Source organism: Bradyrhizobium sp. NDS-1, from assembly GCF_032918005.1.
GTDB lineage: Bacteria > Pseudomonadota > Alphaproteobacteria > Rhizobiales > Xanthobacteraceae > Bradyrhizobium > Bradyrhizobium tunisiense.
Genome location: NZ_CP136628.1, coordinates 7199764 through 7224129, shown reverse-complemented (window position 1 = coordinate 7224129; position 24366 = coordinate 7199764). Strand labels below are relative to the sequence as shown.

Sequence of the window (24366 nt, the reverse complement as noted above, 5' to 3'; positions counted from 1 at the left end):
TTAACCAAACCTTGGCATGTCGCCATGCAAGGTGGCCTCTCGTGAAGAGTAGGCCCCCGACCCATGACGATGTTTAAGAAATCGGTAAGCTCGCTTCTCCTGACGCTGATGGCGCTGCTGGCCGCCGGCGCGTTGGCCTCGACCGCGATCCAGATGGTCGGGGCTTTCGGCCGCTACAGCGATAGTCTGGAGACCGAACGGCTTGCGAATGCCGACAAGGCGATCTTCCATGGCGTGCTGTCCTTGCGCAACAATCGGGGCGATGCCCAGAGTGCGCTGCTCGGCGAGGACGATCCGCGCGCCAAGCTCGGGGCCGCCGAGAAGGCCGAGCAGGCCGGCTTTGATGCCATCGTCGCGGCGCTCTCCACCGTCGAATTCGCCCGTCGCGACGAGCTCGCAGGCACGCTGAAGCAGCGCTGGAGCGAGGCCGCGCCGAAATTCCAGCTGTTCCACGACGAGGCCAAGCTGCCGCGCGCCGAGCGCAAGGTGGAGCGCACCGCCCCCTGGTACGATGGCATCACCAAGGTGATCGAGACCGCCAACCTCGCGTCCACCGCGGTGTCGAACCGCGCCTGGATGAATGATCCCTTCATCGCCCGCATGATCCAGGCCCGCCGCCTCGCCTGGCAGGTGCGCGACCGCTACGGCATCCAGTGCTCGACCCTGCGCCCGAACGTCAACACCTCCAAGCCGCTCGACGAGACCCAGAAGCAGACCGTGGCCGGCTGGAACGGCATCGTCACCGCCGGGTGGACCGGCATGGAGGAGCTGCTGGCCGCACCCGACGTGACGGCGAGCCTGGTCAACGCGGCGAAGGAAGCGCGCGCCAAGACAGATGGCGTCCTCAAGCAGATCGGTGACCTCACCAGGAATTTCGACGGCAGCGGCAAGCCGGCGATGCCCGCTGCGGAATGGAATGCGCTGTGCCAGTCGCCCTTCGCGCCCATCGTTGCTGTCGCCAACATGGCGCTCGACCAGTCGATCGCGCGTGCGGAGATGGTTCAGGCGAAAGCCCTCACCAACCTCATCGTGCAATCGTTCGCCTTCCTGCTAGCGCTGGCCGTGACTCTGACCGGCGTGTACGTGGTGCGCAATCGCCTGATGCGCCCGGTGCGCGCCATTCTCGGCGCCATCGCCCGCATCAGTGCGCGCGACTACGCGACGCCGGTGCCGCAATCCCGGCACCCCGACGAGTTCGGGACCATGGCCGCCGCACTCGAAAGCCTGCGCGAGAGTGCGGCGACTGCGGAACGGCTGGGCCGGGAACGCGAATCGCAGCAGGCACTCCAACTCGCCCGCTCCGGCACCGTCGATTCCGCATGCCGCAGCTTCGACGACACCGTGCAGGCCGTCATCCAGAGCGTTGTGGCCTCGACGCGGGAGCTCGATGCGACCGCGACCGGCGTGCGCTCGCTGGTTTCGGAATCGAGCAGCCAGACCGCGGCGGTCTCCTCCGCGGCCGAGCAGGCCACCAACAATCTCGAGACCATCGCGGCGGCGACCGAAGAACTCTCCGCGTCCGTCGGCGAGATTTCCGCGCAAGTGCAGTCCAGCGCGCGCGAGGCCCGCGAGGCTGTTGCACAGGCCGAGCAGACCAATGCGACGGTCGAGATTCTCGACCAGACCGCGAGCCGCATCGGCGAGGTCGTGAAAATGATCAATGCCATCGCCGCCCAGACCAACCTTCTGGCCTTGAACGCCACGATCGAAGCGGCGCGCGCAGGCGAGGCCGGCCGCGGTTTCGCCGTGGTCGCCGGCGAGGTCAAGAGCCTCGCGGCGCAGACTGCGACGGCGACGGAAGAGATCTCGCGCCAGGTCGAGGAAATCCAGGGCGCCACCGGCCAGGCTGTCACCGCCATCCGCGCGATCGGCGGCGCCATCAGCGGCATCGACGAGAAGATGACGGCGATTGCCGCCGCCGTCGAAGAGCAGCGCGCGGCGACCACCGAGATCTCGCGCAACTTCCAGCAGGCCGCGCAGGGCACCCGCGAGGTCACCGACACCATCGGCAGCGTCGCCAGGCTCAACCAGGAAACCGGCAACGCCGGCACGGTGTTGTCGGACTCCGTCAAGAAGATGTCGGCCGACGCCGATCGCCTCCGCGTTGCGGTCGAGGGCTTCTTGGGAGCGGTGAAGACCGCGTAATTCCGTTAGATCACTTGGCCGATATCTCGCCACGAACCTGGACCTCATCCTGAGGGCCCGCCGAAGGCGGGTGTCTCGAAGGATGGCCGCAAGCGAGCTTTCTCGCAATTCTCCACCTGATGTCGCGCGGGCATTGCCGCCGATCCGTGCGGCGGCTACATCTGTGGCGCCGCGTCGCGTAGGCGGCAACAGACGTAAGACACATCAGGGATGGAGAGTTCGATGCCGGTCACCCCTCACAAGGCCCAGCGCCCCTATCGCGGCGTGTTCCCGGTCGCGCCCACCATCTTCGACGAGCGCGGCGAGCTCGACCTCGAGGGTCAGCGTCGCTGCATCGATTTCATGATCGATGCCGGCTCGCATGGCATCTGCATCCTCGCCAATTTCTCCGAGCAGTTCGTTCTCACCGATGCCGAGCGCGAAACCGTGATGCATGCCGTGCTGGAGCATGTCGCGGGCCGGGTTCCCGTGATCGTCACCACCACCCATTTCAGCTCGGCCGTCTGCGCGGCACGCAGCCAGCAGGCGGAGGCGGCCGGGGCCGCCATGGTGATGGTGATGCCGCCCTATCACGGCGCGACCTTTCGCGTGCCGGAGAAGGGTATCGTCGAATTCTTCCGCGTGCTCTCGGGCGCGATCAACATTCCCGTCATGATCCAGGACGCGCCGGTTGCCGGTACGCCGCTCTCGGTGGAACTGCTCGCACGGCTGGCGCGCGACTTCGCCAACATCCGCTATTTCAAGATCGAGGTCGCAGGCGCAGCTTCGAAGCTGCGCAGCCTGATTGAGGCTGGTGGCAAGGACATCGAGGGTCCTTGGGACGGTGAGGAGGCGATCACGCTGCTGGCCGATCTCGACGCGGGTGCGACCGGTGCGATGACCGGCGGCGGCTATCCCGACGGCATCCGCCAGATCATCGATCCCTATTTCGCCGGCGATCGGGAGAAGGCGAAGGCCGCCTATGAGCGCTGGCTGCCGCTGATCAATTACGAGAACCGCCAGTGCGGCCTGATCGCCTGCAAGGCGATGATGCAAGCCGGCGGCGTGATCAAGTCGGACGCCGTGCGCCATCCGCTCCAACCGCTGCATCCGGCAACGCGCGCGGGCCTGCTGGAACTCGCCAAGGAGCGCGATGCGCTGGCCTTGCGGTGGGGAAAGTAGAGTCCCAGCCTCCGCAGGCCTAGGGTGAGCAAAGCGACTTGTCCGCCGTAGCTCGCAGAGCGAAGGCGGAAGCGTGCCCACCAACCTGTCTGCCGTCGAGGAGAGTGGGGGCACGGCGCTCTGCGCCTTTGCTCGCCCTACGAGGGCTGCGGGTAGGACGTTGCGCCCGCATTTCGGCCGAAGGCTTCGAATTAGCGCGATTCCGCCGGTTTCCCGCAGCCCGGCAATGACATATTGTACGCCTGCCAGCCGGCCCTGCGGAGAATCCCAAGACATCGCTTAATACCTCTTCATTATGCCGTTATCCCGAGCCAGGTTGGCGCGAACCGACAGAACAGGGAGGCAGTGCCATGACGATGAGGCCCGATCCCACCTTCCACGCATCGCCCAGGCTTGCGATGGAGGCGCCCGCGGAGAACTTTGCCTACACGTTGCTGCTCAGTCCGGATTTCTCAAAGCCGGATGCTCTTGCGGTCATCGACGTCAAGCCGGGATCGCCGACCTACAGTCGGATCGTCCACACCGTGACGATGCCCAACAAGGGCGACGAGTTTCATCACTTCGGCTGGAATGCCTGCTCCTCCGCCTTGTCGCCGCTTGCGGGACATGCCTTCATCGAGCGACGCTATCTCATCATCCCCGGGCTGCGCTCGTCGCGGATCTACATCATCGATACCAAGCCGGATCCGACCCAAGCCAAGATCCACAAGATCATCGAGCCCGAGGAAGTGTTCAAGAAAACCGGCTACTCGCGGCCGCACACGATCCATTGCGGGCCGGACGGCATTTATGTCAGCACGCTGGGTGGCGGCGGCAAGGACGGCACCAACGGGCCTCCAGGCGTCTTCATCATGGATTGCGAGACGTTCGAAGTCCTGGGACGATGGGAGATCGACCGCGGTCCGCAGACGCTGCACTATGATTTCTGGTGGAACCTGCCGCGCGACTACATGGTGACGAGCGAATGGGCGTTGCCGCCGCAGTTCGAGAACGGGATCGTCCCGGAAGATCTGCTGTCGAACAAATATGGCCATCGTCTCCACTTCTGGGATCTACGCGCACGTCGCAACGTTCAGACCATCGATCTCGGCGCCAACCATCAGATGGCGCTGGAGGTGCGGCCGGCGCACGATCCGGTTCGCGAATACGGCTTCGTTGGCGTTGTGGTCGACACCACCAATCTCGAAGCATCGATCTGGACGTGGTGGCGCGAAGGCGGGAAATTCCACGCAGAGAAGACGGCCACGATCCCGCCCGAGCCCGCGCCAAAGGAGAAGCTCCCGCCGCTGCTGCAGGGCTTTGGTGCCGTGCCGCCGCTGGTGACCGACATCGACCTGTCGATGGATGACCGGTTCCTCTATGTCTCGTGCTGGGGCACGGGTGAAATGCGGCAGTACGACGTCACTGATCCGCGCAAGCCGAAGCTTGCGGGCTCGGTTCACATCGGCGGCATTGCACGCCGAACGGCGCATCCGAATGGCAAGGCCTTTGCGGCCGGCCCGCAAATGGTCGAGATCAGCCGCGACGGCAGGCGCGTATACTGGACCAATTCGCTCTATTCCACCTGGGACGACCAGTTCTATCCCGACGGAGTTCCGGGCGTGGAGGTGATGGCCAATGTCGGTCGCAACGGCGGCCTCGAGCTCGACAAGGACTACTTCGTGAGCTTCCCCGACGGATATCGCGCGCACCAGATCAGGCTCGAGGGCGGCGATTGTTCGACAGACTCGTTTTGCTACCCGTCGGTCTAGACGGGGGGCACGCGAGCCCGGCGCTTGGCTGGCTCTGGTTCGCTCTTGTTGCGAGCGGTTTCTACCACGGGGTCAATCCGGGGATGGGATGGCCGCTCGCGGTTTCGGCCGGGCTGATGGACAAGAGCCCACGCGCGCTCTTCCGCGCGTTGTGGGCACTGGCGGCCGGGCATCTTCTGGCGACGCTTCTCGTGGTGCTGCCGTTCGCATTCCTGTTCGTGCTGGCCGAGTGGCAGCGTTCGATCCAGCTCAGCGCGAGCCTTCTCGTCATCGCTTTCGGTGTCTATCGGTTGATCGCGCGGCGCCATCCCCGCGCGCTGGCACGAATTCCGCCGACGCAATTGGCACTCTGGTCATTTGCCGTTGCCATCGCTCACGGCGCCGCACTGATGCTCGTGCCGATTTATCTCGGGCTTTGCCAGGCCTTGGCACTCGATCCCGGCCATGAGGCGGCAGAAGCGCTAATGAAGGCAAATCTCGGGATGGCGGTGCTGGTGTCCTTCGTGCACGTGATCGCCATGGTCAGCGCCGGCGGAAGTCTGGCCTGGCTGGTCTACCGCTATCTGGGATTGCAGTTCGTTTCGCGAAGCTGGTTCAATCTGGATGCGGTTTGGGCGATCAGCCTCGTTCTGGTCGGCGCGGTGGCGCTCGCATTCAGTCTTGCGAGCTGAGGGTCATGCCTACCGCGCCAACGCCCATTCACCGATGATGCGGAAGCGTGCCCTCGCATCGTCCTGCTCGAACAGAGCGAGACGATCGATTGCCAACATGCCGAGACGGAGCGCGGCAAATCGCGCTCGCAACATCTCCAAAATCGGCCCGCGCCGCTCCGCATCGAGCCGCCCGGTCAGCGTCATGTGGAAGCGGAATTCTTCCATCACGTAAGGGTAGCCCCAGCGGTCGAGATGGTCGCGCTGCAGTTCGCTGAGCTTCTCGGGTCTGCGCCGCGCGCGGTCTTCCGCAGACAAAGCGGCGCGGAACGAGTCGAATTCGCGGACGCAATCGGCGGCGAGCGCTTGAAGTGCCTCGACAGGCTCGGCTGGAATGACGGCGATGAAGCCACTGATGGCATCGACGACCGGCCGGATCACAGGAAGCGGCCGCGGCTTGCCGGCGAATGTCGCGCAGGCGGCCATCAGCTCGGCATCAGTCTTGCCAGGCGCGAGCGCCATCGGCGCCTTCAGCGTGGCGTGAAAGCCGTATTTGCGGGGATCGGCGCTGACGTCGCGCCAGTCAGGCGCGACCTCCAACGCCTCGCGCGGAAATGGCAGCTCGTTGCCGGTGTAGGCATCGTAACCGAGCAGCTCCGCGCCGAAGCGCGAGAGCGCGTGATCGGCGCCTGCGGCAAAATAGATCGCGTAGCGGGGAAAACCTGTCATTGCTCGAGCATAGCCGGTTTAGGCCGCGACGACAGCTTCGCGTGGCGCCGCCGCCACAGCGGTGAGTAGCCGCGTCGCATCGGTGAGATGAACCAGCTTTCCGCCTGATATCACCGCGATCAGCCGCGGTCTCAGCTTCACGCTGTCGTCGACCAGCAGAATGTCGGCGCGGCGGCCTTCCGCGAGCACGCCGCGATCGGTAAGACCGGTCGCGCGCGCAGGGCCGGCGGAGACTAGGTTCCAGGCTTCGGTCAGCGGCAGCACGCCGTCGGCGGCGAGCCGGAACGCGGCGAGCAGCTGCGCGGGATAGTAATAGTCCGACGCCAGCACCGAGCAGAGGCCCTTGGCGATCATGTCGGAGGCCCTGGTCCAGCCGGTGTGGCTGCCGCCGCGCACGACGTTCGGCGCGCCGTAGACGATGGCATCGCCGTGGCTTGCCGCCGCCCGCGCCGTCTCCTCGTTGACCGGAAACTCCGCGATCTCAGCGCCGAGCGCGCGAAACTCCTGGCGCATTGCCGGTGTCGCATCGTCGTGCGAGAGCATCCGCACTTCGGCAGCGCGGGCCACGGCGGCGAGACGCGATACGGAAGCTGGCACCTCGTCCGCGCGCGAGACGACGCTCTCGACGAGGCGGTCGAAATCCTCGGCTGACAACCCGGTGCGCTCCACCATGCGGTTGCGCTTGCGCGGCTTGGCCATGTCGGCGACGGTGCCGTCCATGTGGTCGTTGAAGGCGAACAGGTCGACCCGGCGCTCGGAGAGCCACTGGCTGATCTCAATCTCGGTGTCGAGATTGTAGGTCTCGTGCCGCAGGTGGAAGCGGGTGTCGGCGGCGAATTGCGGGCGCTGCCGCTCGATTGCCTCCATCAGGGCGCGCGCGTTGTCGGCGCTGCGCAGGCCGGGTTCCCACGAACAGGTCGTGGCATGAAAGACCGTCGTGATGCCGTTGCTGATCGCCTGGCGATCGCTGTCGGCGAGCGCGACGTCGATGGGGAAATCGACGCCGGCGCGCGGCATCATCTGCCGCTCGAAGGCATCGCCATGCAGATCGACGATGCCGGGCAGCACCAGCAGATTGCGGGCATCGATCGCAAGCCGCGCCCGGCCGCGAGAGGCATCGATCGCGGCGATGTCCTGTCCGGACACCGCCAATGACGTTTCGACGAGCTCGGCGCCGATCAGGGCCCGGCCGCCCTCAAGGATGATGTCTGTCACGCGACCGCGCTTCGTTTGCTGGCAAGGGAACTAGCAAGGGAACTGGCAGGAGAATTGGTGAGAGATCTCGCCCGTGCTTCGTATGTCGCAAGGAAATCTTCAATCCCGAGCTTGCGGAAATCGGGCAGGGCTTCACGCAATTTGTCGTGATTCCAATCCCACCAGGCCAGCCGGGCGAGCCGTCCGGCGATCTCCTCGGAGAACCGCCGCCGCATGATGCGGGCCGGATTGCCGGCGACGATGGTATAGGCCGGCACGTCCTTGGTGACGATGGCGCCGGCCGCGATCACCACGCCGGTGCCGATGTTGCGGCCGGGAAGCACGATCGCGCCATGGCCGATCCAGACGTCGTGGCCGATATGGACGTGGTGCCGGCGCCGCCAGTCGAAGAATTCGGCATCGTCGCTCTCGCCTTCGAAATAGGCGCTGGAGCGGTAGGTGAAATGCGCCTGCGTCGCGCGGAGCATCGGATGATTGCCGGGATTGATCCGCGTCATCGCCGCGATCGAGCAGAACTTTCCGATGGTGGCGTAGGTGATCTGGGCATCGTTGACGACATAGGAGTAATCGCCCATCGCCACGTCATGCAGGATCGTGCGCGCGCCGACCTCGGTATAGGCGCCGAGCCTGGTCTCATGCAGCTTGGCCGAGGGATCGATGGTCGGCTGGACCGAAAGAGCTTTGGCGACCATGTTGCATCCGGAGTCAGGAGGGTGAGCGTTCCTCTTCGAGCGGCTTGATGACGATGTCATGACGCCGCGATGACAGGGGATGAGTTGTGCAGGATCGCCGCATTGCAACGCCCGTGTCACACAAGTGTTAAGTGCCGGCGTTAGCGGTTGGCCCCAGCTAATCTGGAGCGCTGCATGCTGGTGGTGGATGGTCTGACGTGTCGCTTCGGCGCAAAAGCCGCGGTCGACGACGCCTCGTTTCAAGTTTCGCCCGGCGGGTTCGTCGGTGTGATCGGACGGTCCGGCGCCGGCAAGTCGACGCTGCTGCGGAGCATCAACCGCCTGGTGACGCCGAACGACGGGCGCATCCTGTTCGACGGGATCGACGTCACCGCGCTGCGCGGCAAGGAGCTGCGGCAGTGGCGGGCACGCTCGGCGATGATCTTCCAGCAGTTCAACCTGGTCGGCCGGCTCGATGTCCTCACCAACGTCCTGATGGGACGCCTTGCCACGATGCCGGCCTGGCGCTCGCTCTCGCAAATCTGGCCGGAGCAGGACAAGGCGTTGGCGATGTCCGCACTCGAACAGTTCGACATTGCGTCGCTTGCCGCCCAGCGCGCCGACCAGCTCTCCGGCGGCCAGCAGCAGCGCGTGGCGATCGCGCGCGCCCTCGTGCAGCAGCCCGACATCATCCTCGCCGACGAGCCGATCGCATCGCTCGATCCGCGCAACACCAAGATCGTGATGGACGCGCTGCTGCGCATCAACAAGCATTTCGGCATCACCGTGCTCTGCAATCTGCATTCGCTCGATCTGGCGCGCAGCTATTGCGACCGCCTGATCGGTATGGCGCAGGGGCGCGTCGTGTTCGACGGGGCGCCGTCCGCGCTGACCGACCACGTGGCACGCGAGCTCTACGATCTCGAAGCCGCCGACGTCATGGGCACCGTGCCTGTCCCGGCGCCCGACGGGGTCCCGGCGCTCGGAACGGCCGCGGCCGCCTGAGCGGCGCCTGTTTCTTTTGCAAGTCTTTGCGTCAACCGACCCAAACTGATGAAGAGGGTAGCATGATCACTCGCAGATTAGTCCTTGCCGGCGCCGCCGCGCTCGCTTTCACGGCCTCCGCCTCGGCAAACGATTGGAAAGCCAAATATCCCGAACTGACTTTCGCGGTCGTCCCGGCCGAGAACGCGTCCGGTGTCACCGAGCGCTGGGCCCCGTTCATGACCTACCTGTCGAAGGAACTCGGTGTGGCGGTCAAGCTGCGCATCGCCAACGACTACGCCGCGGTGATTGAGGGCCAGCGAGCCGGCAATATCCACGTCGCCAGCTACGGCTCGGCGGCGTTCGCGCGCGCGCGCCTGACGGGCGTCAAGAGCGAAGCCTTCGCCAACGATATCAATGCCGATGACTCGACCGGCTATTATTCAGTGTTCTTCGTCAAGGCAAACAGCCCCTACAAGAAGATCGATGACCTCAAGGGCAAGAACCTCGGTCTCGTCGATCCGAACTCGACTTCGGGCAACAATGTGCCGCGTTTCGAACTCGACAAGTTGGGCATCCACGACGCCGATACCTATTTCAGCAAGGTCGTCTTCACCGGCAGCCATGAGAACGCGATGCTGGCGCTGGCGCAAGGCACGGTCGAGGTTGCCGCCAACCAGTGGACCAGCGACAACGATTCCACGCTGGCGCAGATGCTGACCAAGGGCATGCTGAAGAACGCCGACGGCTCGGCGATGAAGAAGGACGATTTCCGCATCATCCACAAATCGGCGCCGATCATCAACGGGCCCTATGCCTATAATTCCGACCTGCCGGCAGAGGCCAAGGCGGCCATCGCGAAGGCGTTCTTCGACGCGCCGACCAAGGACAAGGCCGCCTTCGATCGTCTCTCCGACGGGCAGAAGAAGGGCTTTCATCCCGCCACCACCAAGGACTGGGATGGCACGATCGAGCTGATCAAGTTCGTCGACGCGCTACGTAAGAAGAAGGCGTCCTGAGTTTCGGGACGAGGCACCTCGAGCCGGGTCCATCGACCCGGCTCTTTCTTTGACCGGACTTGATCTCAGGCCGATGACAACAGCGGTTTCGCTCCTTCCCGACCAGCAGCTCGCCATGCTCAATGCCGCCTATCGCCGGGCGGTTGGGCGCAAGCGGCTCCGCCTGCTGCTGGGGATCGTGGTCTTCGCCGCGGCGCTGCTGCTGGCAGCGATCGGCGCCGAAGTGAATCTGCGCACGCTCTTCACTTATTTCGGCAATTTCATCAGCTATTTCGACCGTATCCTCACGCTCGACACCGGTCAGCGCGTCTGGACCGACGTCGGTGAGTGGCTGTGGGGCTGGCGCAAATGGCTGAAGATGTTGGGCGAGACGCTGCTGATCTCCTATGTCGGCACGCTGATCGGTGCGACCCTGGCATTCTGCCTCAACTTTCTCGCGGCCGAAAACACCTCGCCGGCCCCCTGGCTGCGCTTCTCGGTGCGGCGCCTGCTCGAATTCGCCCGCACCGTTCCGGGCATCGTCTTCGCGCTGGTGTTCGTGATCGCCTTCGGGCTTGGGCCGATGGCGGGCGTGCTGGCGATCGCGATCCACTCCACCGGTGCGCTCGGCAAGCTGTTTTCGGAGATCGTCGAGAACGCCGACATGAAGCCGGTCGAGGGCATCCGCTCGACCGGCGCGAGCTGGCTGTCCTGCATGCGGTTCGCGGTGGTGCCGCAAGTGACGGCGGGCTATGCCAGCTACGCGCTGCTGCGCTTCGAGATCAACGTCCGCGAAGCCTCCGTGATGGGCTTCGTCGGCGCCGGCGGCATCGGTCAGGAGCTCGTCGTCGCCATCCGCAAGTTCTATTACTCGGACGTCAGCGCGATTCTGCTCACCATCATCATCACCGTCTTCATCATCGACATCACCACCGGCTGGCTGCGCGGCCGCCTGTTCGGCGGGGAGGTGCGCACGTGACGAGGCCGCACGAGTTCGATATGCGAGAGCTTCGCGCGCGCCACCCCGATGTTTTCGACCGGCCCGCCTCGGCGCGCCTCGCCATGCCCGGGATGATCGTCGCGGCGTTCGCGATCCTCGTCTACGGCCTCGTCGATCTCGATTTTTCGCCGGCGCGATTCATCGCTGGTCTCAGCCAGCTCGGCTGGATCACATTGATGATGATCCCCCCTGATCCCGGCTCTTCGCTGCCGATCTATCTGAAGGCCCTCGGCGAGACCCTCTCGATCGCGCTGCTCGGCACGACGCTGGCCGCGGTGTTCGCGCTTCCTGTCAGCCTGCTTGCCGCGCGCAACGTGGTGCCGTCGAAGCTCCTTCGCTTTCCGGTTCGCCGCGTGCTGGATTCGATCCGCGGCGTCGACACGCTGATCTGGGCGCTGGTGTGGATCAACGTCGTCGGGCTGGGCCCGTTCGCCGGCGTGCTCGCCATTGCGGTGGCGGATTTCGGCGCCTTTGGCAAACTGTTCTCGGAGGCGATCGAAGGTGCCGACCAGAAACAGGTCGAAGGCATTCGCGCCTCCGGCGGGAGCGCGCTGCACGAGATCCGCTTCGGCCTGTTACCGCAGGTGCTGCCCGTGATCGCGGGCCAGGTGTTGTACTTCATCGAATCCAACACGCGCTCGGCCACCATCATCGGGATCGTCGGTGCCGGCGGCATCGGTCTCCAACTCGCCGAGCAGATCCGCGTGCTGGAATGGCAGAAAGTGTCGTTCTTGATCCTGATGATCCTGGTCGCCGTCGCCGCGATCGACTTCGTCTCGGGCAAGCTGCGCTTTGCGATCATCGGAAGGCGCGCGATAGCCTGAGTTTTTTCCTTCTCCCCTTGTGGGAGAAGGTGGCGCGAAGCGCCGGATGAGGGGTCTGTCTCCGCAAGTTCGGCGCGAGAGATTCGCTCGCGGAGAGAACCCCTCACCCGTCTCGCCGCAATCGCGGCGAGCCACCCTCTCCCACAAGGGGAGAGGGGAAGAAGCGGTCACGTCAGCCGTTCTCCACCAGAAACTCCACCCGCTCCGCGGCGAAGCGCGAATGCTTGGTCATCAGCGGCTTGCCGGCCAGATCGTGGTCGGTCGCGTCGACCACCAGGATCGGGCGTCCCAGCGCGAGATCGAGCCGGGCCGCATCGGTCGCGTCCACGATGCCGGCGGTGATCCGGGTCGCGCCGCGGCGATAGTCGCGCACGCCGAAATGTTCGAGCAGTTTCGTCATCGAGCGCGTCGCGGCGAACACGGCGCCCGCGTCGGGAAACAGCACGGCCGACAGCCAGGTGGTCGAGACGCAGATCGGCGTGCGATCGGCGAGGCGGATGGCCTCGATCCGCACCAAGGGCGCGCCGGTCTTCAATCCGAGCTCCCGCGCCAGCTCGCGCGTCGCGACGTCCTCCGTTGCCTCGATCAGCCGGCCATGCGGTTCGCGCCCCTCGGCGCCGACGATCTCGGAAAAGCGGGTACGCGAACGCAAGGGATAGGCGAGCTTCTGCGCCTCGACATAGGTTCCGCTGCCGCGCTCGGCCCGCACCAGGCCGCGCTCGGCAAGGGCCGCCAGCGCGCGCCGCACGGTGTGGCGGTTGACGCGATAGGTTTCGGCGATCTCCATCTCGCCCGGCAATTTGTCGCCGGCCGCAAAGCGGCCGTCGGCGATGCCGCGCTCGATGCCGTCGGCAACGAGGCGCCACAGCGCAACGCCCGACGACGCAGTGTCTTGCATGCTCATATCGCCGGTCAGCCTAGCCCAGAAATCACGGTTTTGTCACGAAACAGTCATGGCGCTCACTTATGAAGTTGTCTATTATCATAGACAACTTAGAATCGGCAAGTTCGGTGAATCGGTGACGCAGCACAACGACCAGAAAGCCCAGCGCAAGGCCGCCATGGCCGTGCTGGCGCACGCGGAGGCGGGCGAGATCGCCGCCCGCCTCCGCGACTTGGGCTTGAACTCGGCTCTGCCGGCCCATCAGGATCTGCGCGCCCCCGAAAACGGCGTCGTCATGCTGCGTGGCCGGGCCGGCGGCGACGGCGCGCCCTTCAATCTCGGCGAAGCCACGGTCTCGCGCGCGGCGGTCCGGCTTGCAAGCGGCGAGGTCGGCTTCGGCTACACGCTCGGGCGGGACGGTGAGAAGGCGCGGCTGATCGCCCTGTGCGATGCGCTGGTGCAGTCCAGGGATTTCGGCAGAGCGGTCGAACGGGACGTTATCGCGCCGTTGCGCGAGCAGCTTATGATTCGCCGCAAGCAGGCGGCGGCCGAGACCGCCGCGACGAAGGTTGATTTCTACACCATGGTGCGCGGTGAGGGGTGAGATCATGACCACGATTGCGGAACTGCCGCCGGGTTTCGTCGACAAGGTGCTATCGGCGCAATCGACTTTTCGCTCGGTGATGGACGCGATGGCGCGGCCCGGCTCGGTCCGGCGCATCGTGCCGGGAGCGGGGGCGCCCGACAGGATGATGCGCGGCACCGCCGCGATCGCGCTGACGCTGTTCGACCATGATACGCCGCTCTGGCTCGATGCGCGCATGGCGGAGAGCTCGGATTTGGTGAAATGGCTGAAATTCCACACCGGCGCGCCGGTGGTGCAGGATTCCTCGATCGCAAGCTTCGCGCTGATCAGCGATGGCGCGGAGCTTCCGCCGCTCGAATGCTTCGCGCTCGGCACCAGCGAATATCCGGATCGGTCGACCACATTGATCATCCAGGTCGATCATCTGGGCTCGGGACGCAGCTTCGAGCTGCGAGGTCCGGGGATCGACGGCGCCGCGACGCTCCAGGCCTCGATCAAGCCGTTCGATCTGTTCGAGCGCCTGCATGTCAACGAGGCGCTGTTTCCGCGCGGCATCGATGTCGTGCTGGTCGCCGATGACGCATTGGTGGCGATCCCCCGCACCACGCGCGTCGTGAGCAAGGGAAGCTAAAGCATGTATGTCGCAGTCAAAGGCGGCGAACGCGCCATTGAGAACGCCCACCGCCTGCTCGCCAATGTGCGGCGCGGCGACCAAGCCGTTCCGGAGGTCACGCTCGACCAGATCTCGGGGCAGCTTGGGCTGGCCGTCGACCGCGTCATGAGCGAAGGCTCGCTCTACGACCGTGAGCTCGCCTCGCTTGCGATCAAGCAGGCACGCGGCGATCTGATCGAGGCGATCTTCCTGGTCCGCGCCTTCCGCGCCACGATGCCGCGGTTCGGCGCGAGCGAGCCGGTCGACACCGGCGCGATGCGGGTGCAGCGGCGGGTGTCCTCGACCTTCAAGGACATTCCGGGCGGCCAGATCCTCGGGCCGACCTTCGACTATACCCACCGCCTGCTCGATCCCTCGCTCGCGCAAGGTTTTGTGCCGGAGGCGCCGGCGACTGCTGAGGCGTCGACGGCGCCAACGCCGCGCGTGACCGACATTCTCGGCCGCGACGGGCTGATCGAATCCTCGCCGCAGGCCGAAGACGGCGCCAGCGTCGGCGATCTCACCCGCGAGCCGCTGAATTTTCCGGCGGACCGTGACCTGCGCCTGCAAAACCTCGCGCGCGGCGACGAAGGCTTCTTGCTGGCGATGGGCTATTCCACCCAGCGCGGCTATGGCCGCAACCATCCCTTCGCAGGCGAGATCCGCTTCGGCGAGGTCGAGGTGGACTTTGTCGCGGAGGACGCCGGATTCGCCGTGCCGCTGGGCTCGATCGAACTCACCGAGTGCCAGATGGTCAATCAGTTCAAGGGCTCTGCGACGGAAGCGCCGTGCTTCACCCGCGGTTATGGCCTCGCCTTCGGCCAGAGCGAGCGCAAGACCATGTCGATGGCGCTGGTCGATCGCGCACTTCGCGCCCGCGAGCTAGGCGAGGAGGTGCGTGCGCCGGCGCAGGACGAGGAATTCGTGATGTCGCATTCGGACAACGTCCAGGCGACCGGCTTCGTCGAGCATCTGAAGCTGCCGCACTACGTCGATTTCCAGTCCGAGCTCGGCCTCTTGCGCAAGCTGCGTCAGGAGTTCGCGGATGCCCAGGCGCCCGATGCCATGAAGGAAGCCGCGGAATGAACGCGCCCGCCTACAACTTTGCCTATCTCGACGAGCAGACCAAGCGGATGATCCGCCGCGCTATCCTGAAGGCGATCGCCATTCCCGGCTATCAGGTGCCGTTCGCCAGCCGCGAAATGCCGATGCCCTATGGCTGGGGCACGGGCGGCGTCCAGGTCACCGCCGCGATCCTCGGTCCACAGGACGTGCTGAAGGTGATCGACCAGGGGTCCGACGACACCACCAACGCGATCTCGATCCGCAAGTTCTTTGCCAAGACCGCGGGCGTCGCCACCACGACGGCGACGGAGGAGGCGACCGTGATCCAGACGCGCCACCGCATCCCGGAGACGGCGCTGCATGAGAATCAGGTGCTGGTCTATCAGGTGCCGATCCCGGAGCCGCTGCGCTTCCTCGAGCCGCGCGAGACCGAGACGCGGCGCATGCACGCGCTCGCCGAATACGGCCTGATGCATGTGAAGCTCTATGAGGACATCGCCCGCTTCGGCCACATCGCCACCGCCTATGCCTATCCGGTAAAGGTGAACGCGCGCTACGTCATGGACCCGTCGCCGACGCCGAAATTCGACAATCCCAAGATGGATAATTGCCCGGCGCTGCAACTCTTTGGCGCCGGCCGCGAGAAGCGCATCTACGCGATCCCGCCCTACACGAAGGTGGTGTCACTCGATTTCGAGGATCACCCGTTCGAGCCTTACCGCTTCAACGCGCCCTGCGCGCTGTGCGGCGCGGAGAATTCCTATCTCGACGAGATCGTCACCGACGACAAGGGCAGCCGCATGTTCGTCTGCTCGGACACCGATTATTGCGAGGGCCGTCAGGCCGCTGGCCATCACGGCAGCCTCAGCGCTGCGCCGTACAAGGAGAAGGCGGGCGCACATGGCTGATCTCGATGCCCTTGAAAGCGACCAGCCGCTGCTGGTCGCGACATCTCTCAGCAAGTCCTTCGGCCGCATCGCCGCGTGCCGCGACGTGTCGTTCGCGCTCTATCCCGGCGAGGTGCTGGCAATCGTCGGCGAGTCCGGTTCGGGCAAGTCGACGCTGCTGCAGCTGCTGTCGGGCCAGCTCGCGGCCAGCGGCGGGCATGTGTCCTATCGGATGCGGGACGGGGTCGCTCGCGATCTCGCCACGCTCGGCGAGGCCGAGCGGCGCTTTCTGTTCCGCACCGATTGGGGATTCGTGCATCAGGATCCCGCGCAGGGCCTGCGCATGGCGGTGTCGGCCGGAGCCAATGTCGGCGAGCGGCTGATGGCGGTGGGCTGGAATCACTATGGTCGCATCCGCGACACCGCATCCGACTGGCTCACGCGTGTCGAGATCGACATCGCCCGCATCGACGATGCGCCGCGGACTTATTCCGGCGGCATGCGCCAGCGCCTCCAGATCGCCCGCAACCTCGTCACCGAGCCGCGGCTGGTGTTCATGGACGAGCCGACCGGCGGGCTTGACGTCTCAGTGCAGGCCCGCCTGCTCGACCTCGTGCGCAGCCTCGTCGCCGAGCTGCATCTGGCCGTCATCATCGTCACCCACGATCTCGCGGTCGCGCGCCTGTTGTCGCACCGCGTGATGGTGATGAAGGGCGGCCGGGTCATCGAGACCGGTCTGACCGACCAGGTGCTCGACGATCCCCGCGAGCCCTATACGCAACTCCTCGTCTCCTCGATTCTGCCGCCATGAGCTCACAGATGACCGCAATGATCGAAATCGCTGACGCCAACAAGACCTTCACGATGCACCTGCAGGGCGGCATCGAGCTGCCGGTCGTCAGCGGCGTGACCTTCCAGGTCAATCCCGGCGAGTGCGTGGTGCTCTCGGGGCCATCGGGCGCCGGAAAATCGTCGATCCTGAAGATGATCTTCGGCAATTACCGCTGTGATTCGGGGCGCATTGGCATCCGCCATCGCGGTGCGCTGATCGATCTCGCCAGCGCGGAGCCGCGGCAGGTGCTCAACATTCGCCGTTCCACCATCGGCTATGTCAGCCAGTTCCTGCGGGCAGTGCCGCGCGTTGCGACCATCGACGTGGTCGCCGAGCCGTTGATCGTGAACGGCATGGCCCGCGCCGATGCGCAAGCCCGCGCCAGCGAGTTGTTGCACCGTCTCAATATTCCGGAGCGCCTGTGGCAGCTTCCGCCCGCGACCTTCTCCGGCGGCGAGCAGCAGCGCGTCAACATCGCGCGCGGCTTTATCTCGGACCTGCCGATCCTTCTGCTCGACGAGCCCACCGCCTCGCTCGATGCCGCCAACCGCGCTGTGGTGGTCGAGCTGGTCACTGAAAAGAAGCGCCAGGGCGTCGCCATGGTCGCCATTGTCCATGACGACGAAATCCGCCATTTGATTGCCGACCGTATCGTCGACGTCACCAGCTTTGCCGCCGCTGCCTGAAGGACATGGACATGAACGCCCCGAAGGACATCGTGATCGCCAATGCCAGGATCGTGCTGGCCGACCGGGTGATCGAGCAAGGCTGGCTCGCCCTTGCCAATGGCCGCATTGCCGAGATCGGCGAGGGCCGGGCGCCAGCAGGTGCGGAGGATGCCGGCGGCGACCTGATCATGCCAGGCCTGATCGAGCTCCACACCGACCATCTCGAAGCCCATTACGTGCCGCGCCCGAAAGTGTTCTGGAATCCGGTCGCCGCCGTCATCTCCTATGACGGCCAGCTCGCGACCTCGGGCATCACCACGGTGTTCGATTCGCTGCGTGTCTGGCGCGAGGACGGCGCCGAGGAGGTCGATGGTCGCGCCGGCGTGCTCGCCGCCGCGATCACGACCGCGCGTGACGGCGACTTGCTGCGCGCCGACCACTTCCTGCATCTGCGCTGCGAAATCCCGATGCCGAGCGTGGTCGAGGAGGCCAGGGAGCTGATCGACCGCCCCGACGTCAAGCTGATGTCGCTGATGGATCATACCCCCGGCCAGCGCCAGTTCCGCGACGAGGTCAAGTTGCGCGACTATTATCGCGGCAAGGGCGGTGGCAAGACCGATGCCGAGCTCGACGAGCTGTTCGCCAAGCGTTTCGAGTACCAGAAGGCCTATGCCGCCACCAACATGCGCGAGATCGTGGCGCTGGCGCAAGCCTACAGGATCCCGCTCGCAAGCCATGACGACACCACCGACGAGAACGTCGCGGACGCAGTGCGCGACGGCGTCGCCGTGGCGGAGTTCCCGACCACGCTGCAGGCCGCGCGCGGCCTGCACGAGGCCGGCATCGACATCCTCATGGGCGCGCCCAACGTCGTGCGCGGCGGCTCGCATTCCGGCAACATCGCCGCGGTCGATCTGGCCCGCGAGGGCCTGCTCGACATCCTGTCCTCGGATTACATCCCGTCCAGCCTCTTGATGGGCGCGCTGCAACTGCCCGAGCATGTGCCCGCGATCAGCCTTCCGGCGGCGATCCGGACGGTGACGAAGGCGCCGGCCGAGGCGGTTGGCCTCACCGACCGCGGCGAGATCGCGATCGGCAAGCGCGCCGACCTCATTCGCGTGCATGTAGCAGGCCACGTTCCGGTCGTCCGCAGCGTCTGGCGCGAAGGCAGCCGCGTCGCATGAGCGAGACCGCGGCCATGGCGCAGGGCGCAGCAGGCGGGATCGGACCCGGGCGGCTCGTGCTCGTGGTCGGTCCCAGCGGCGCCGGCAAGGACACGCTGCTGCGGCTGGCGCGGGCAGCGTGCGTCGATGACCACCGCGTCGTCTTTCCGCGCCGTGTCGTGACGCGCGAATCTTCCGCCGACGAGGACAACATCGCGGCGACATCGGACGAATTCCGCCAAGCGCGCGAGCACGGCGATTTCGCGGTGCATTGGGAGGCGCATGGGCATTCCTACGCCTTGTCGACTGGGATCAACGACGATATCCGTGCCGGACGCACGGTCGTCGCCAACGTCTCGCGTACGGTGATCGGCGCACTGCGCCAGACCTATGCGAATGTCGTGGTGGTCGCGATCACGGCACCGCCGGATGTGCTGGCGCAGCGGCTTGCCGCGCGTGCGCGGCACAGCGACGGCAACATCGCCGAACGCCTCGCCCGCAGCGTCGATGAGGCCTCGGCGCCTGCCGATGTCACCATCCTCAACGCCGGCAGCGCGGACTATCACGGCCGCCAGCTCCTGCGCGTGATCAGGAATGACGGTTGGCAGGAATAGCCGGTACAACCAGGAGAACGGAATGTCGGTGATCGAAACGGTCGCTCAGCTCGAGGCCATCTACGGCGTCACCAACGACGCCTCGACCGTGAAAGTCGCCGACCATGTCACGCCGCTCTATCGGGTCTTCCTCGAGAAGGCGCCGTTCGCGGCGCTCGCCACCATCGGCCCTGAAGGCATCGACTGCTCGCCGCGCGGCGATTTGCCCGGCTTCGTCCGGATCCATGACCCCAAGACGCTGATGCTGCCGGACCGCCGCGGCAACAACCGCGTCGATTCCCTGCGCAACATCGTGCGCGATCCCAGGGTGTCGCTGATGTTCCTGATCCCCGGCTCGGGCAATGCGGTTCGCGTCAACGGCCGCGCCCATCTCTCCATCGATCCCGAGCTGCTGGCCTCGTTCAAGGTGGAAGGCAAGGCGCCGCGCAGCGTCATGGTGATGAAGGTCGACGAGATCTACTTCCAGTGCGCCCGCGCCATCGTGCGCTCCGACCTCTGGAATCCCGACAAACGGGTTGATCCGAAGGCCCTGCCGACGCCCGGCCAGATCCTCGCCGAGATGAGCGACAACAAGGTCGGCGGCGACGAATATGATCGGATCTGGCCGGAACGCGCAGCCGCTACGATGTGGTGATTGCCTTACCCTCTCCCCTTGCGGGAGAGGGTGGCTCGACGCAATAGCGGCGAGACGGGTGAGGGGTATCTCTCCATTCGCGCATCTCTCGCGATCGAGGTTCGTGGAGAGATACCCCTCATCCGGCGCTGCGCGCCACCTTCTCCCACAAGGGGAGAAGGAAAGTGGAGATTGCCGCTTCGCCCCCTCAATTGAACGCCATACCGCCGCTCAGCGCGATCGTCTGTCCGGTCATATAGGCATTGTCCACCAGCAGCATCACCGCCTTGGCCACCTCATCCGCCGTTCCGAAGCGGCCGAGCGGGATGCGGCTGACGAGCTGGGGCGGGCCGCTCATCATGTCGGTCTCGATCAGCGACGGCGCCACCGCATTGACGGTGATGCCGTCCTTCACCAGCCGCGCCGCATAGCCTCGCGTCAAGCCCTCCATGCCGGCCTTGGATGCATTGTAGTGCGGTCCGATAGAGCCAGCGCCGCGCGCTGCGCCCGAGGAGATGTTGACGATGCGGCCCCATTTCCGCGCTCGCATAGAGGGCAGCACCGCCTGCGTGCACAGGAAGACGGATTTCAGATTGATCAGGATCGTTCGGTCGAAATCCTCCTCGGTGAGATCCTCGATGCCGCGCGTGATGGCGATGCCGGCGTTGTTGACGAGGATGTCGATCGGTCCGAGCCCGCCTGTCACGCGTTCGACCAAGCCGGCCACGGCCCCGGCTTGCGAGACGTCGGCGGCAACGACGATGGCGCGGCCGCCCTGCTTGACGATCTCGCCTGCAAGCTGCTCGGCTTGGCCGATCTGTTCGCGGCAGTTGATCGCCACCGCCGCGCCTGATGCGGCCAGCGCGCGACAGACGGCAGCGCCAATCCCGCGTGAGCCGCCGGTCACGAGCGCGGTGCGTCCCTTCAAATCATGCGTCATCGCCGGACCTCCCGGTTCTTCTGTTCTGTAGGCTGCTGGAATCCTATCATAACGACTGCGCCCCCGCGTTGAACTCATCGCGAGATGAATCCAGTTGCCGGTGCTTGCCGCAGGAGAAGCGCTCCAGCGCCGTCATCGCAAATATGGAGAGCCATTTCATTGACCAATCGCGCCGATCGCTCGATAGTCGCAGCATCGAAACTGCTCCTCGAGCCCACGCCGCGATATGAGAACCGATCACCAGCGCAATCAGAACGACATGCATGCGTGCATGACGCCGCGCTGTTTCTCGGCGGCTACCGGCGCCTGTTGTTGTTGCTGATCGCCTTCCAGCAGCAGCCCACACGACAAATCTCAAAACAGGAACGCCGGGACCACGGCGAGCGAGCAGTCATGTCCCAAGCCCAATCGAACGCTTACATCATCGAGATCCACGACCGCGCCGCCGGCATCGTCACGAGGGACCAGCGCGGCTTCCGCTTCTTCTCTTCCGAGCGCCTGTTCGACAGTCTCGAGGGCCGCCAGTTCCGCTCGGCGCGTGAGGCCGAACGCGCCGCACGAGCGGTGCTTTCCGAGCGGGGCCGGCGTCCGAGTTGATCAGCTGCGGCGGCGCGCCCTGGTGCGTGCCGCCTTCTTCGCGGCGGCCGAGCGGACCTTGGCGCCCTTGGTCCGGCTCGCCTTCCGCGCGGCCGCTGAACGCGACGCGGCGCTTCGCTGGCTCGCAGCACGCTTGCTTTGCTTCGACAGCGCGCTCCGCGATGCGGTCGAGCGCGGCTCCTTCTTCAAGACGTTCTCGACCGCGCGTGACACTTTCGGCCGGCGCTTCGGCGTGCGCTTGCCCTGGCCGACCTCATAGGCGTATTTGGCGCTGCGGCGGGTCGCCTTCTTGGTTCGCCCCTTGCGCGGTGGCGGCAGGTCGACGCCGGCGCGGCGTGCCTCGGAAAGGCCGATGGCGATTGCCTGCTTCGTCGAGCGTGCGCCGTGCTTGCCTTTGCGGATCCTGTCGATCTTGTCCTTGACGAATTCGCCGGCCTGCGTGCTCGCGGATTTGCCGGCGCGCTTGTCCTGCTTCGCTTTGCGAATGATTTCCTGTCTTGGCATGGGCCGAGTTCCCTCTGAGAGACATAGGGATGTCGGACCGCAACGCATGACGCGGACGATTGATCCTTTTCAGTTCCGTAAGGCAGCCAGCAGTTCATCAGGCCGCTCGGCCATGATCATGTGACCGGCGCCGGGCACCACGACGGTCTTTGCATGGGGAATTGCCGCCGCGAGCGCCTTGCCGGCTTTCGCCGGCGTCATCATGTCCCGCTCGCCGAGGATCAGCGTTGTCGGCACCTTGACGGTCGCGGCGGCGGTCAGCGCATTCGCGTAAGCGTTGCAGGCCGACAGATCCCTGAACAGCACGCCGGGTTCGCAAGCCTTCAGCACGGCCTGCGCGCCGCCATGCATCCACAGGCCAGGCGCGAGACTGCCGCCGAGCTCCGCGTTGAAGCCGAGGCCCCAGATCGAGACCATATCGTTGGCGTCTTGCGAATTGGCCTCGGCGGCCTTCAGCAGATCCGGGCCGACTGTCATGGTCGCGGCGGTGCCGATCAGGCTCAGCGCGGAAACCCTGTCCGGGTGCCGCGCCGCCGTCTCCAGCGAGATCAGCGATCCCATGGAATGGCCGATCAGATGTGCCTTCGAGCTCCCTGCCGCATCGAGCAGCGCCGCCGTCCAGTCGGCCATCTCGGCGATGCTGCCGAGCGAAGGCCCGCCAGAGCGGCCGTGGCCGGGGAGATCAGGCGCCAGCACGGCAAAGCCGTGATGAGCGAACCAGCGCGTATGTAGCGCCCAGGTCGAATGGTCGAAGCCGGCGCCGTGGATGAAGGCGACCGCGGGCAGCGATTTGTCGAAGTCGCGGCCGCCGGTTGCGACAAACACTTCAAGGCCGTTGACGGAGAGCTTCATGGCTTAGACCTTTTGCGAGATGCGCAGCGCTTGGGCGAGATCGTCGATGATGTCGCTCGCGGTCTCGATGCCGACCGACAGCCGCACCAGCTCTTCCCCGATGCCGGCCGCCTTGAGCTGTTCGGCGTCCATCTGCTGATGCGTGGTCGAGGCCGGGTGGATCACCAGCGTCTTGGCGTCGCCGACATTGGCGAGATGGCTGATCATGCGCAGGGATTCGATGAACTTGCGGCCCGCGGGCCGCCCGCCCTTGATGCCGAAAGAAATGATCGAGCCGGCGCCGCGCGGCAGAAGCTGCTTTGCAAGCTGATAGTCCGTGTGCGTCTCCAGCGAGGGATGCAGCACCCAGTCGACCGCCTTGTTGGACTTCAGGGCTTCCAGCACGAGATGCGTGTTCTGCATGTGGCGGTCCATGCGCACGCCCAGCGTCTCGACGCCCTGCAGCAGCTGGAATGCGTTGGTCGGCGACAGGCACGCACCGAAATCGCGCAAGCCTTCGGTGCGGGCGCGCATGATGAAGGCGGCCGTGCCGAACTGCTCGTCGAAGACGATGCCGTGATAGCCGCCATAGGGCTCGGTCAGCACGGCGAACTTGCCGGAACCGCGCCAGTCGAAGCGGCCGCCGTCAATGATCGCGCCGCCGATCGCGATGCCATGGCCGCCGATCCATTTGGTCGCCGAATGCATCACGATGTCGGCGCCAAGCTCGATCGGCCGGCTGAGATAGGGCGTGGCGAAGGTGTTGTCGATCAAGAGCGGAATCTTCGCGTCATGCGCGATGGCCGCGACCTTGGGAATGTCGAGCACTTCCAGCCCGGGATTGCCGATGGTCTCGCCGATCACGAGCTTCGTGTTGGGCTTGATCGCGCCGCGGAACGCGTCGAGATCGCGCGGTTTGACGAAGGTCGTTGTGATGCCGAACCGCGGCAGCGTGTGCGCCAGCAGATTGATGGTGCCGCCATAGAGCGAGCTCGACGCCACGATGTGATCGCCGGCGTTGAGGAGCGTCGCGATGGCCAGATGCAGTGCGGCCATACCGCTTGCCGTGCAGATCGCGCCGACGCCGCCCTCAAGCGCCGCGAGCCGCTCCTCCAGCACGCCGGTGGTCGGATTGGAGATGCGCGTGTAGATGTGGCCCGCGCGTTCGAGATTGAACAGCGCAGCCGCGTGATCCGAATCCTGGAACACGTAGGACGTGGTCTGGTAGATCGGCACCGCGCGGGCCCCGGTCGCGGGATCCGGATGCTGGCCCGCATGCAGGCTCAGGGTCTCGAAGGCAGGCGGTTTCGGTGCGGGCATGCGTGGCCTCGTTGGTCAATCGGCGGAGGCCGCTCTTGTGCCACAGAACGGCGGGGCAAGTCAGCCCATTGAAGCGTCGCACA

The 24366-nt window shown here is 65.6% G+C and carries 26 protein-coding genes; 18 read left to right on the top strand and 8 right to left on the bottom strand.

Annotated features, from left to right (window positions below):
* Positions 1–63: 63 nt before the first annotated feature.
* The 4 genes from RX330_RS33735 to RX330_RS33720 all read left to right on the top strand — a co-directional run bounded on the left by RX330_RS33735 (position 64) and on the right by RX330_RS33720 (position 5728).
* Entirely contained in the window at positions 64–2145 is a 2082-nt protein-coding gene (locus tag RX330_RS33735) for a methyl-accepting chemotaxis protein (protein WP_212084430.1), read from the top strand.
* A 222-nt stretch (positions 2146–2367) separates the two neighbouring features.
* A complete protein-coding gene (locus tag RX330_RS33730) occupies positions 2368–3306 on the top strand; it encodes a dihydrodipicolinate synthase family protein (RefSeq protein WP_212084438.1) in 939 nt (312 codons plus the stop codon).
* Between the two features lie 350 nt (positions 3307–3656).
* On the top strand, positions 3657–5057 hold the full coding sequence (locus tag RX330_RS33725) for a selenium-binding family protein (RefSeq protein WP_212084439.1): 1401 nt from the start codon (positions 3657–3659) through the stop codon (positions 5055–5057).
* Positions 5058–5140: 83 nt separating this feature from the next.
* The gene (locus RX330_RS33720; RefSeq protein WP_317241358.1) at positions 5141–5728 is read left to right on the top strand and encodes a hypothetical protein; all 588 of its coding nucleotides are present in this window, start codon (positions 5141–5143) and stop codon (positions 5726–5728) included.
* 9 nt (positions 5729–5737) lie between these two features.
* On the opposite strand, the gene RX330_RS33715 is transcribed toward RX330_RS33720, so the two are convergent.
* The 3 genes from RX330_RS33715 to RX330_RS33705 are packed head-to-tail and all read right to left on the bottom strand — an operon-like array spanning position 5738 to position 8343.
* A complete protein-coding gene (locus tag RX330_RS33715; protein WP_317241357.1) occupies positions 5738–6436 on the bottom strand; it encodes a DUF1045 domain-containing protein in 699 nt (232 codons plus the stop codon).
* Between the two features lie 18 nt (positions 6437–6454).
* A complete protein-coding gene (locus RX330_RS33710) occupies positions 6455–7651 on the bottom strand; it encodes an alpha-D-ribose 1-methylphosphonate 5-triphosphate diphosphatase (RefSeq protein ID WP_317241356.1) in 1197 nt (398 codons plus the stop codon).
* On the bottom strand, positions 7648–8343 hold the full coding sequence (locus tag RX330_RS33705) for a chloramphenicol acetyltransferase (protein WP_317241355.1): 696 nt from the start codon (positions 8341–8343) through the stop codon (positions 7648–7650). The genes RX330_RS33710 and RX330_RS33705 overlap by 4 nt, the downstream gene beginning before the upstream one ends.
* Positions 8344–8517: 174 nt before the next feature.
* On the opposite strand from RX330_RS33705, the gene phnC reads away from it, so the two are divergent.
* From phnC to phnE (RX330_RS33685), 4 genes are all read left to right on the top strand, one after another.
* Positions 8518–9327, top strand: coding sequence for a phosphonate ABC transporter ATP-binding protein (gene phnC, locus RX330_RS33700; protein ID WP_317241354.1), 810 nt, complete (start codon positions 8518–8520; stop codon positions 9325–9327).
* A gap of 62 nt (positions 9328–9389) precedes the next feature.
* Complete coding sequence (phnD, locus tag RX330_RS33695) at positions 9390–10325, top strand: phosphonate ABC transporter substrate-binding protein (protein WP_317241353.1); 936 nt, start codon at positions 9390–9392, stop codon at positions 10323–10325.
* Positions 10326–10398: 73 nt separating this feature from the next.
* Complete coding sequence (gene phnE / locus RX330_RS33690; protein WP_317241352.1) at positions 10399–11283, top strand: phosphonate ABC transporter, permease protein PhnE; 885 nt, start codon at positions 10399–10401, stop codon at positions 11281–11283.
* 20 nt (positions 11284–11303) lie between these two features.
* Complete coding sequence (gene phnE / locus RX330_RS33685; RefSeq protein WP_317244024.1) at positions 11304–12128, top strand: phosphonate ABC transporter, permease protein PhnE; 825 nt, start codon at positions 11304–11306, stop codon at positions 12126–12128.
* A gap of 172 nt (positions 12129–12300) precedes the next feature.
* Here phnE (RX330_RS33685) and phnF read toward each other — a convergent pair whose 3' ends face one another.
* Positions 12301–13032: a phosphonate metabolism transcriptional regulator PhnF gene (gene phnF, locus RX330_RS33680; protein WP_212084465.1), complete on the bottom strand. Its 732-nt coding sequence runs from the start codon at positions 13030–13032 to the stop codon at positions 12301–12303.
* Positions 13033–13189: 157 nt separating this feature from the next.
* On the opposite strand from phnF, the gene phnG reads away from it, so the two are divergent.
* Genes phnG through RX330_RS33635 form a run of 9 tightly spaced genes read left to right on the top strand, consistent with a single transcriptional unit; the run spans position 13190 to position 20112 of the window.
* Positions 13190–13615 (top strand): phosphonate C-P lyase system protein PhnG, encoded by a 426-nt coding sequence (gene phnG, locus RX330_RS33675; RefSeq protein ID WP_375848261.1) that lies wholly within the window; start codon positions 13190–13192, stop codon positions 13613–13615.
* A 4-nt stretch (positions 13616–13619) separates the two neighbouring features.
* On the top strand, positions 13620–14228 hold the full coding sequence (gene phnH / locus RX330_RS33670) for a phosphonate C-P lyase system protein PhnH (protein WP_317241350.1): 609 nt from the start codon (positions 13620–13622) through the stop codon (positions 14226–14228).
* A gap of 3 nt (positions 14229–14231) precedes the next feature.
* Entirely contained in the window at positions 14232–15335 is a 1104-nt protein-coding gene (locus RX330_RS33665) for a carbon-phosphorus lyase complex subunit PhnI (RefSeq protein WP_317241349.1), read from the top strand.
* On the top strand, positions 15332–16222 hold the full coding sequence (locus RX330_RS33660) for an alpha-D-ribose 1-methylphosphonate 5-phosphate C-P-lyase PhnJ (protein ID WP_317241348.1): 891 nt from the start codon (positions 15332–15334) through the stop codon (positions 16220–16222). Before RX330_RS33665 ends, RX330_RS33660 begins: the two co-directional genes overlap by 4 nt.
* Complete coding sequence (gene phnK / locus RX330_RS33655) at positions 16215–17012, top strand: phosphonate C-P lyase system protein PhnK (RefSeq protein ID WP_317241347.1); 798 nt, start codon at positions 16215–16217, stop codon at positions 17010–17012. The genes RX330_RS33660 and phnK overlap by 8 nt, the downstream gene beginning before the upstream one ends.
* Positions 17013–17020: 8 nt before the next feature.
* Positions 17021–17719: a phosphonate C-P lyase system protein PhnL gene (gene phnL, locus RX330_RS33650; protein WP_317241346.1), complete on the top strand. Its 699-nt coding sequence runs from the start codon at positions 17021–17023 to the stop codon at positions 17717–17719.
* A gap of 11 nt (positions 17720–17730) precedes the next feature.
* Complete coding sequence (locus tag RX330_RS33645; protein ID WP_317241345.1) at positions 17731–18885, top strand: alpha-D-ribose 1-methylphosphonate 5-triphosphate diphosphatase; 1155 nt, start codon at positions 17731–17733, stop codon at positions 18883–18885.
* Positions 18882–19478, top strand: coding sequence for a phosphonate metabolism protein/1,5-bisphosphokinase (PRPP-forming) PhnN (gene phnN, locus RX330_RS33640; protein ID WP_317241344.1), 597 nt, complete (start codon positions 18882–18884; stop codon positions 19476–19478). Before RX330_RS33645 ends, phnN begins: the two co-directional genes overlap by 4 nt.
* Before the next feature lie 22 nt (positions 19479–19500).
* The gene (locus RX330_RS33635) at positions 19501–20112 is read left to right on the top strand and encodes a pyridoxamine 5'-phosphate oxidase family protein (protein ID WP_317241343.1); all 612 of its coding nucleotides are present in this window, start codon (positions 19501–19503) and stop codon (positions 20110–20112) included.
* Positions 20113–20299: 187 nt separating this feature from the next.
* Here RX330_RS33635 and RX330_RS33630 read toward each other — a convergent pair whose 3' ends face one another.
* A complete protein-coding gene (locus tag RX330_RS33630) occupies positions 20300–21031 on the bottom strand; it encodes an SDR family NAD(P)-dependent oxidoreductase (RefSeq protein ID WP_317241342.1) in 732 nt (243 codons plus the stop codon).
* Between the two features lie 393 nt (positions 21032–21424).
* Here RX330_RS33630 and RX330_RS33625 point away from each other — a divergent pair, with 393 nt between their 5' ends.
* The gene (locus RX330_RS33625) at positions 21425–21628 is read left to right on the top strand and encodes a hypothetical protein (RefSeq protein ID WP_212084635.1); all 204 of its coding nucleotides are present in this window, start codon (positions 21425–21427) and stop codon (positions 21626–21628) included.
* Here RX330_RS33625 and RX330_RS33620 read toward each other — a convergent pair whose 3' ends face one another.
* From RX330_RS33620 to RX330_RS33610, 3 genes are all read right to left on the bottom strand, one after another.
* Positions 21629–22132: a DUF6496 domain-containing protein gene (locus RX330_RS33620; protein WP_317241341.1), complete on the bottom strand. Its 504-nt coding sequence runs from the start codon at positions 22130–22132 to the stop codon at positions 21629–21631. It lies immediately after the preceding gene.
* Between the two features lie 69 nt (positions 22133–22201).
* Entirely contained in the window at positions 22202–22984 is a 783-nt protein-coding gene (locus RX330_RS33615) for an alpha/beta fold hydrolase (RefSeq protein ID WP_317241340.1), read from the bottom strand.
* Between the two features lie 3 nt (positions 22985–22987).
* On the bottom strand, positions 22988–24283 hold the full coding sequence (locus RX330_RS33610; RefSeq protein WP_317241339.1) for an O-acetylhomoserine aminocarboxypropyltransferase: 1296 nt from the start codon (positions 24281–24283) through the stop codon (positions 22988–22990).
* Positions 24284–24366: the final 83 nt, after the last annotated feature.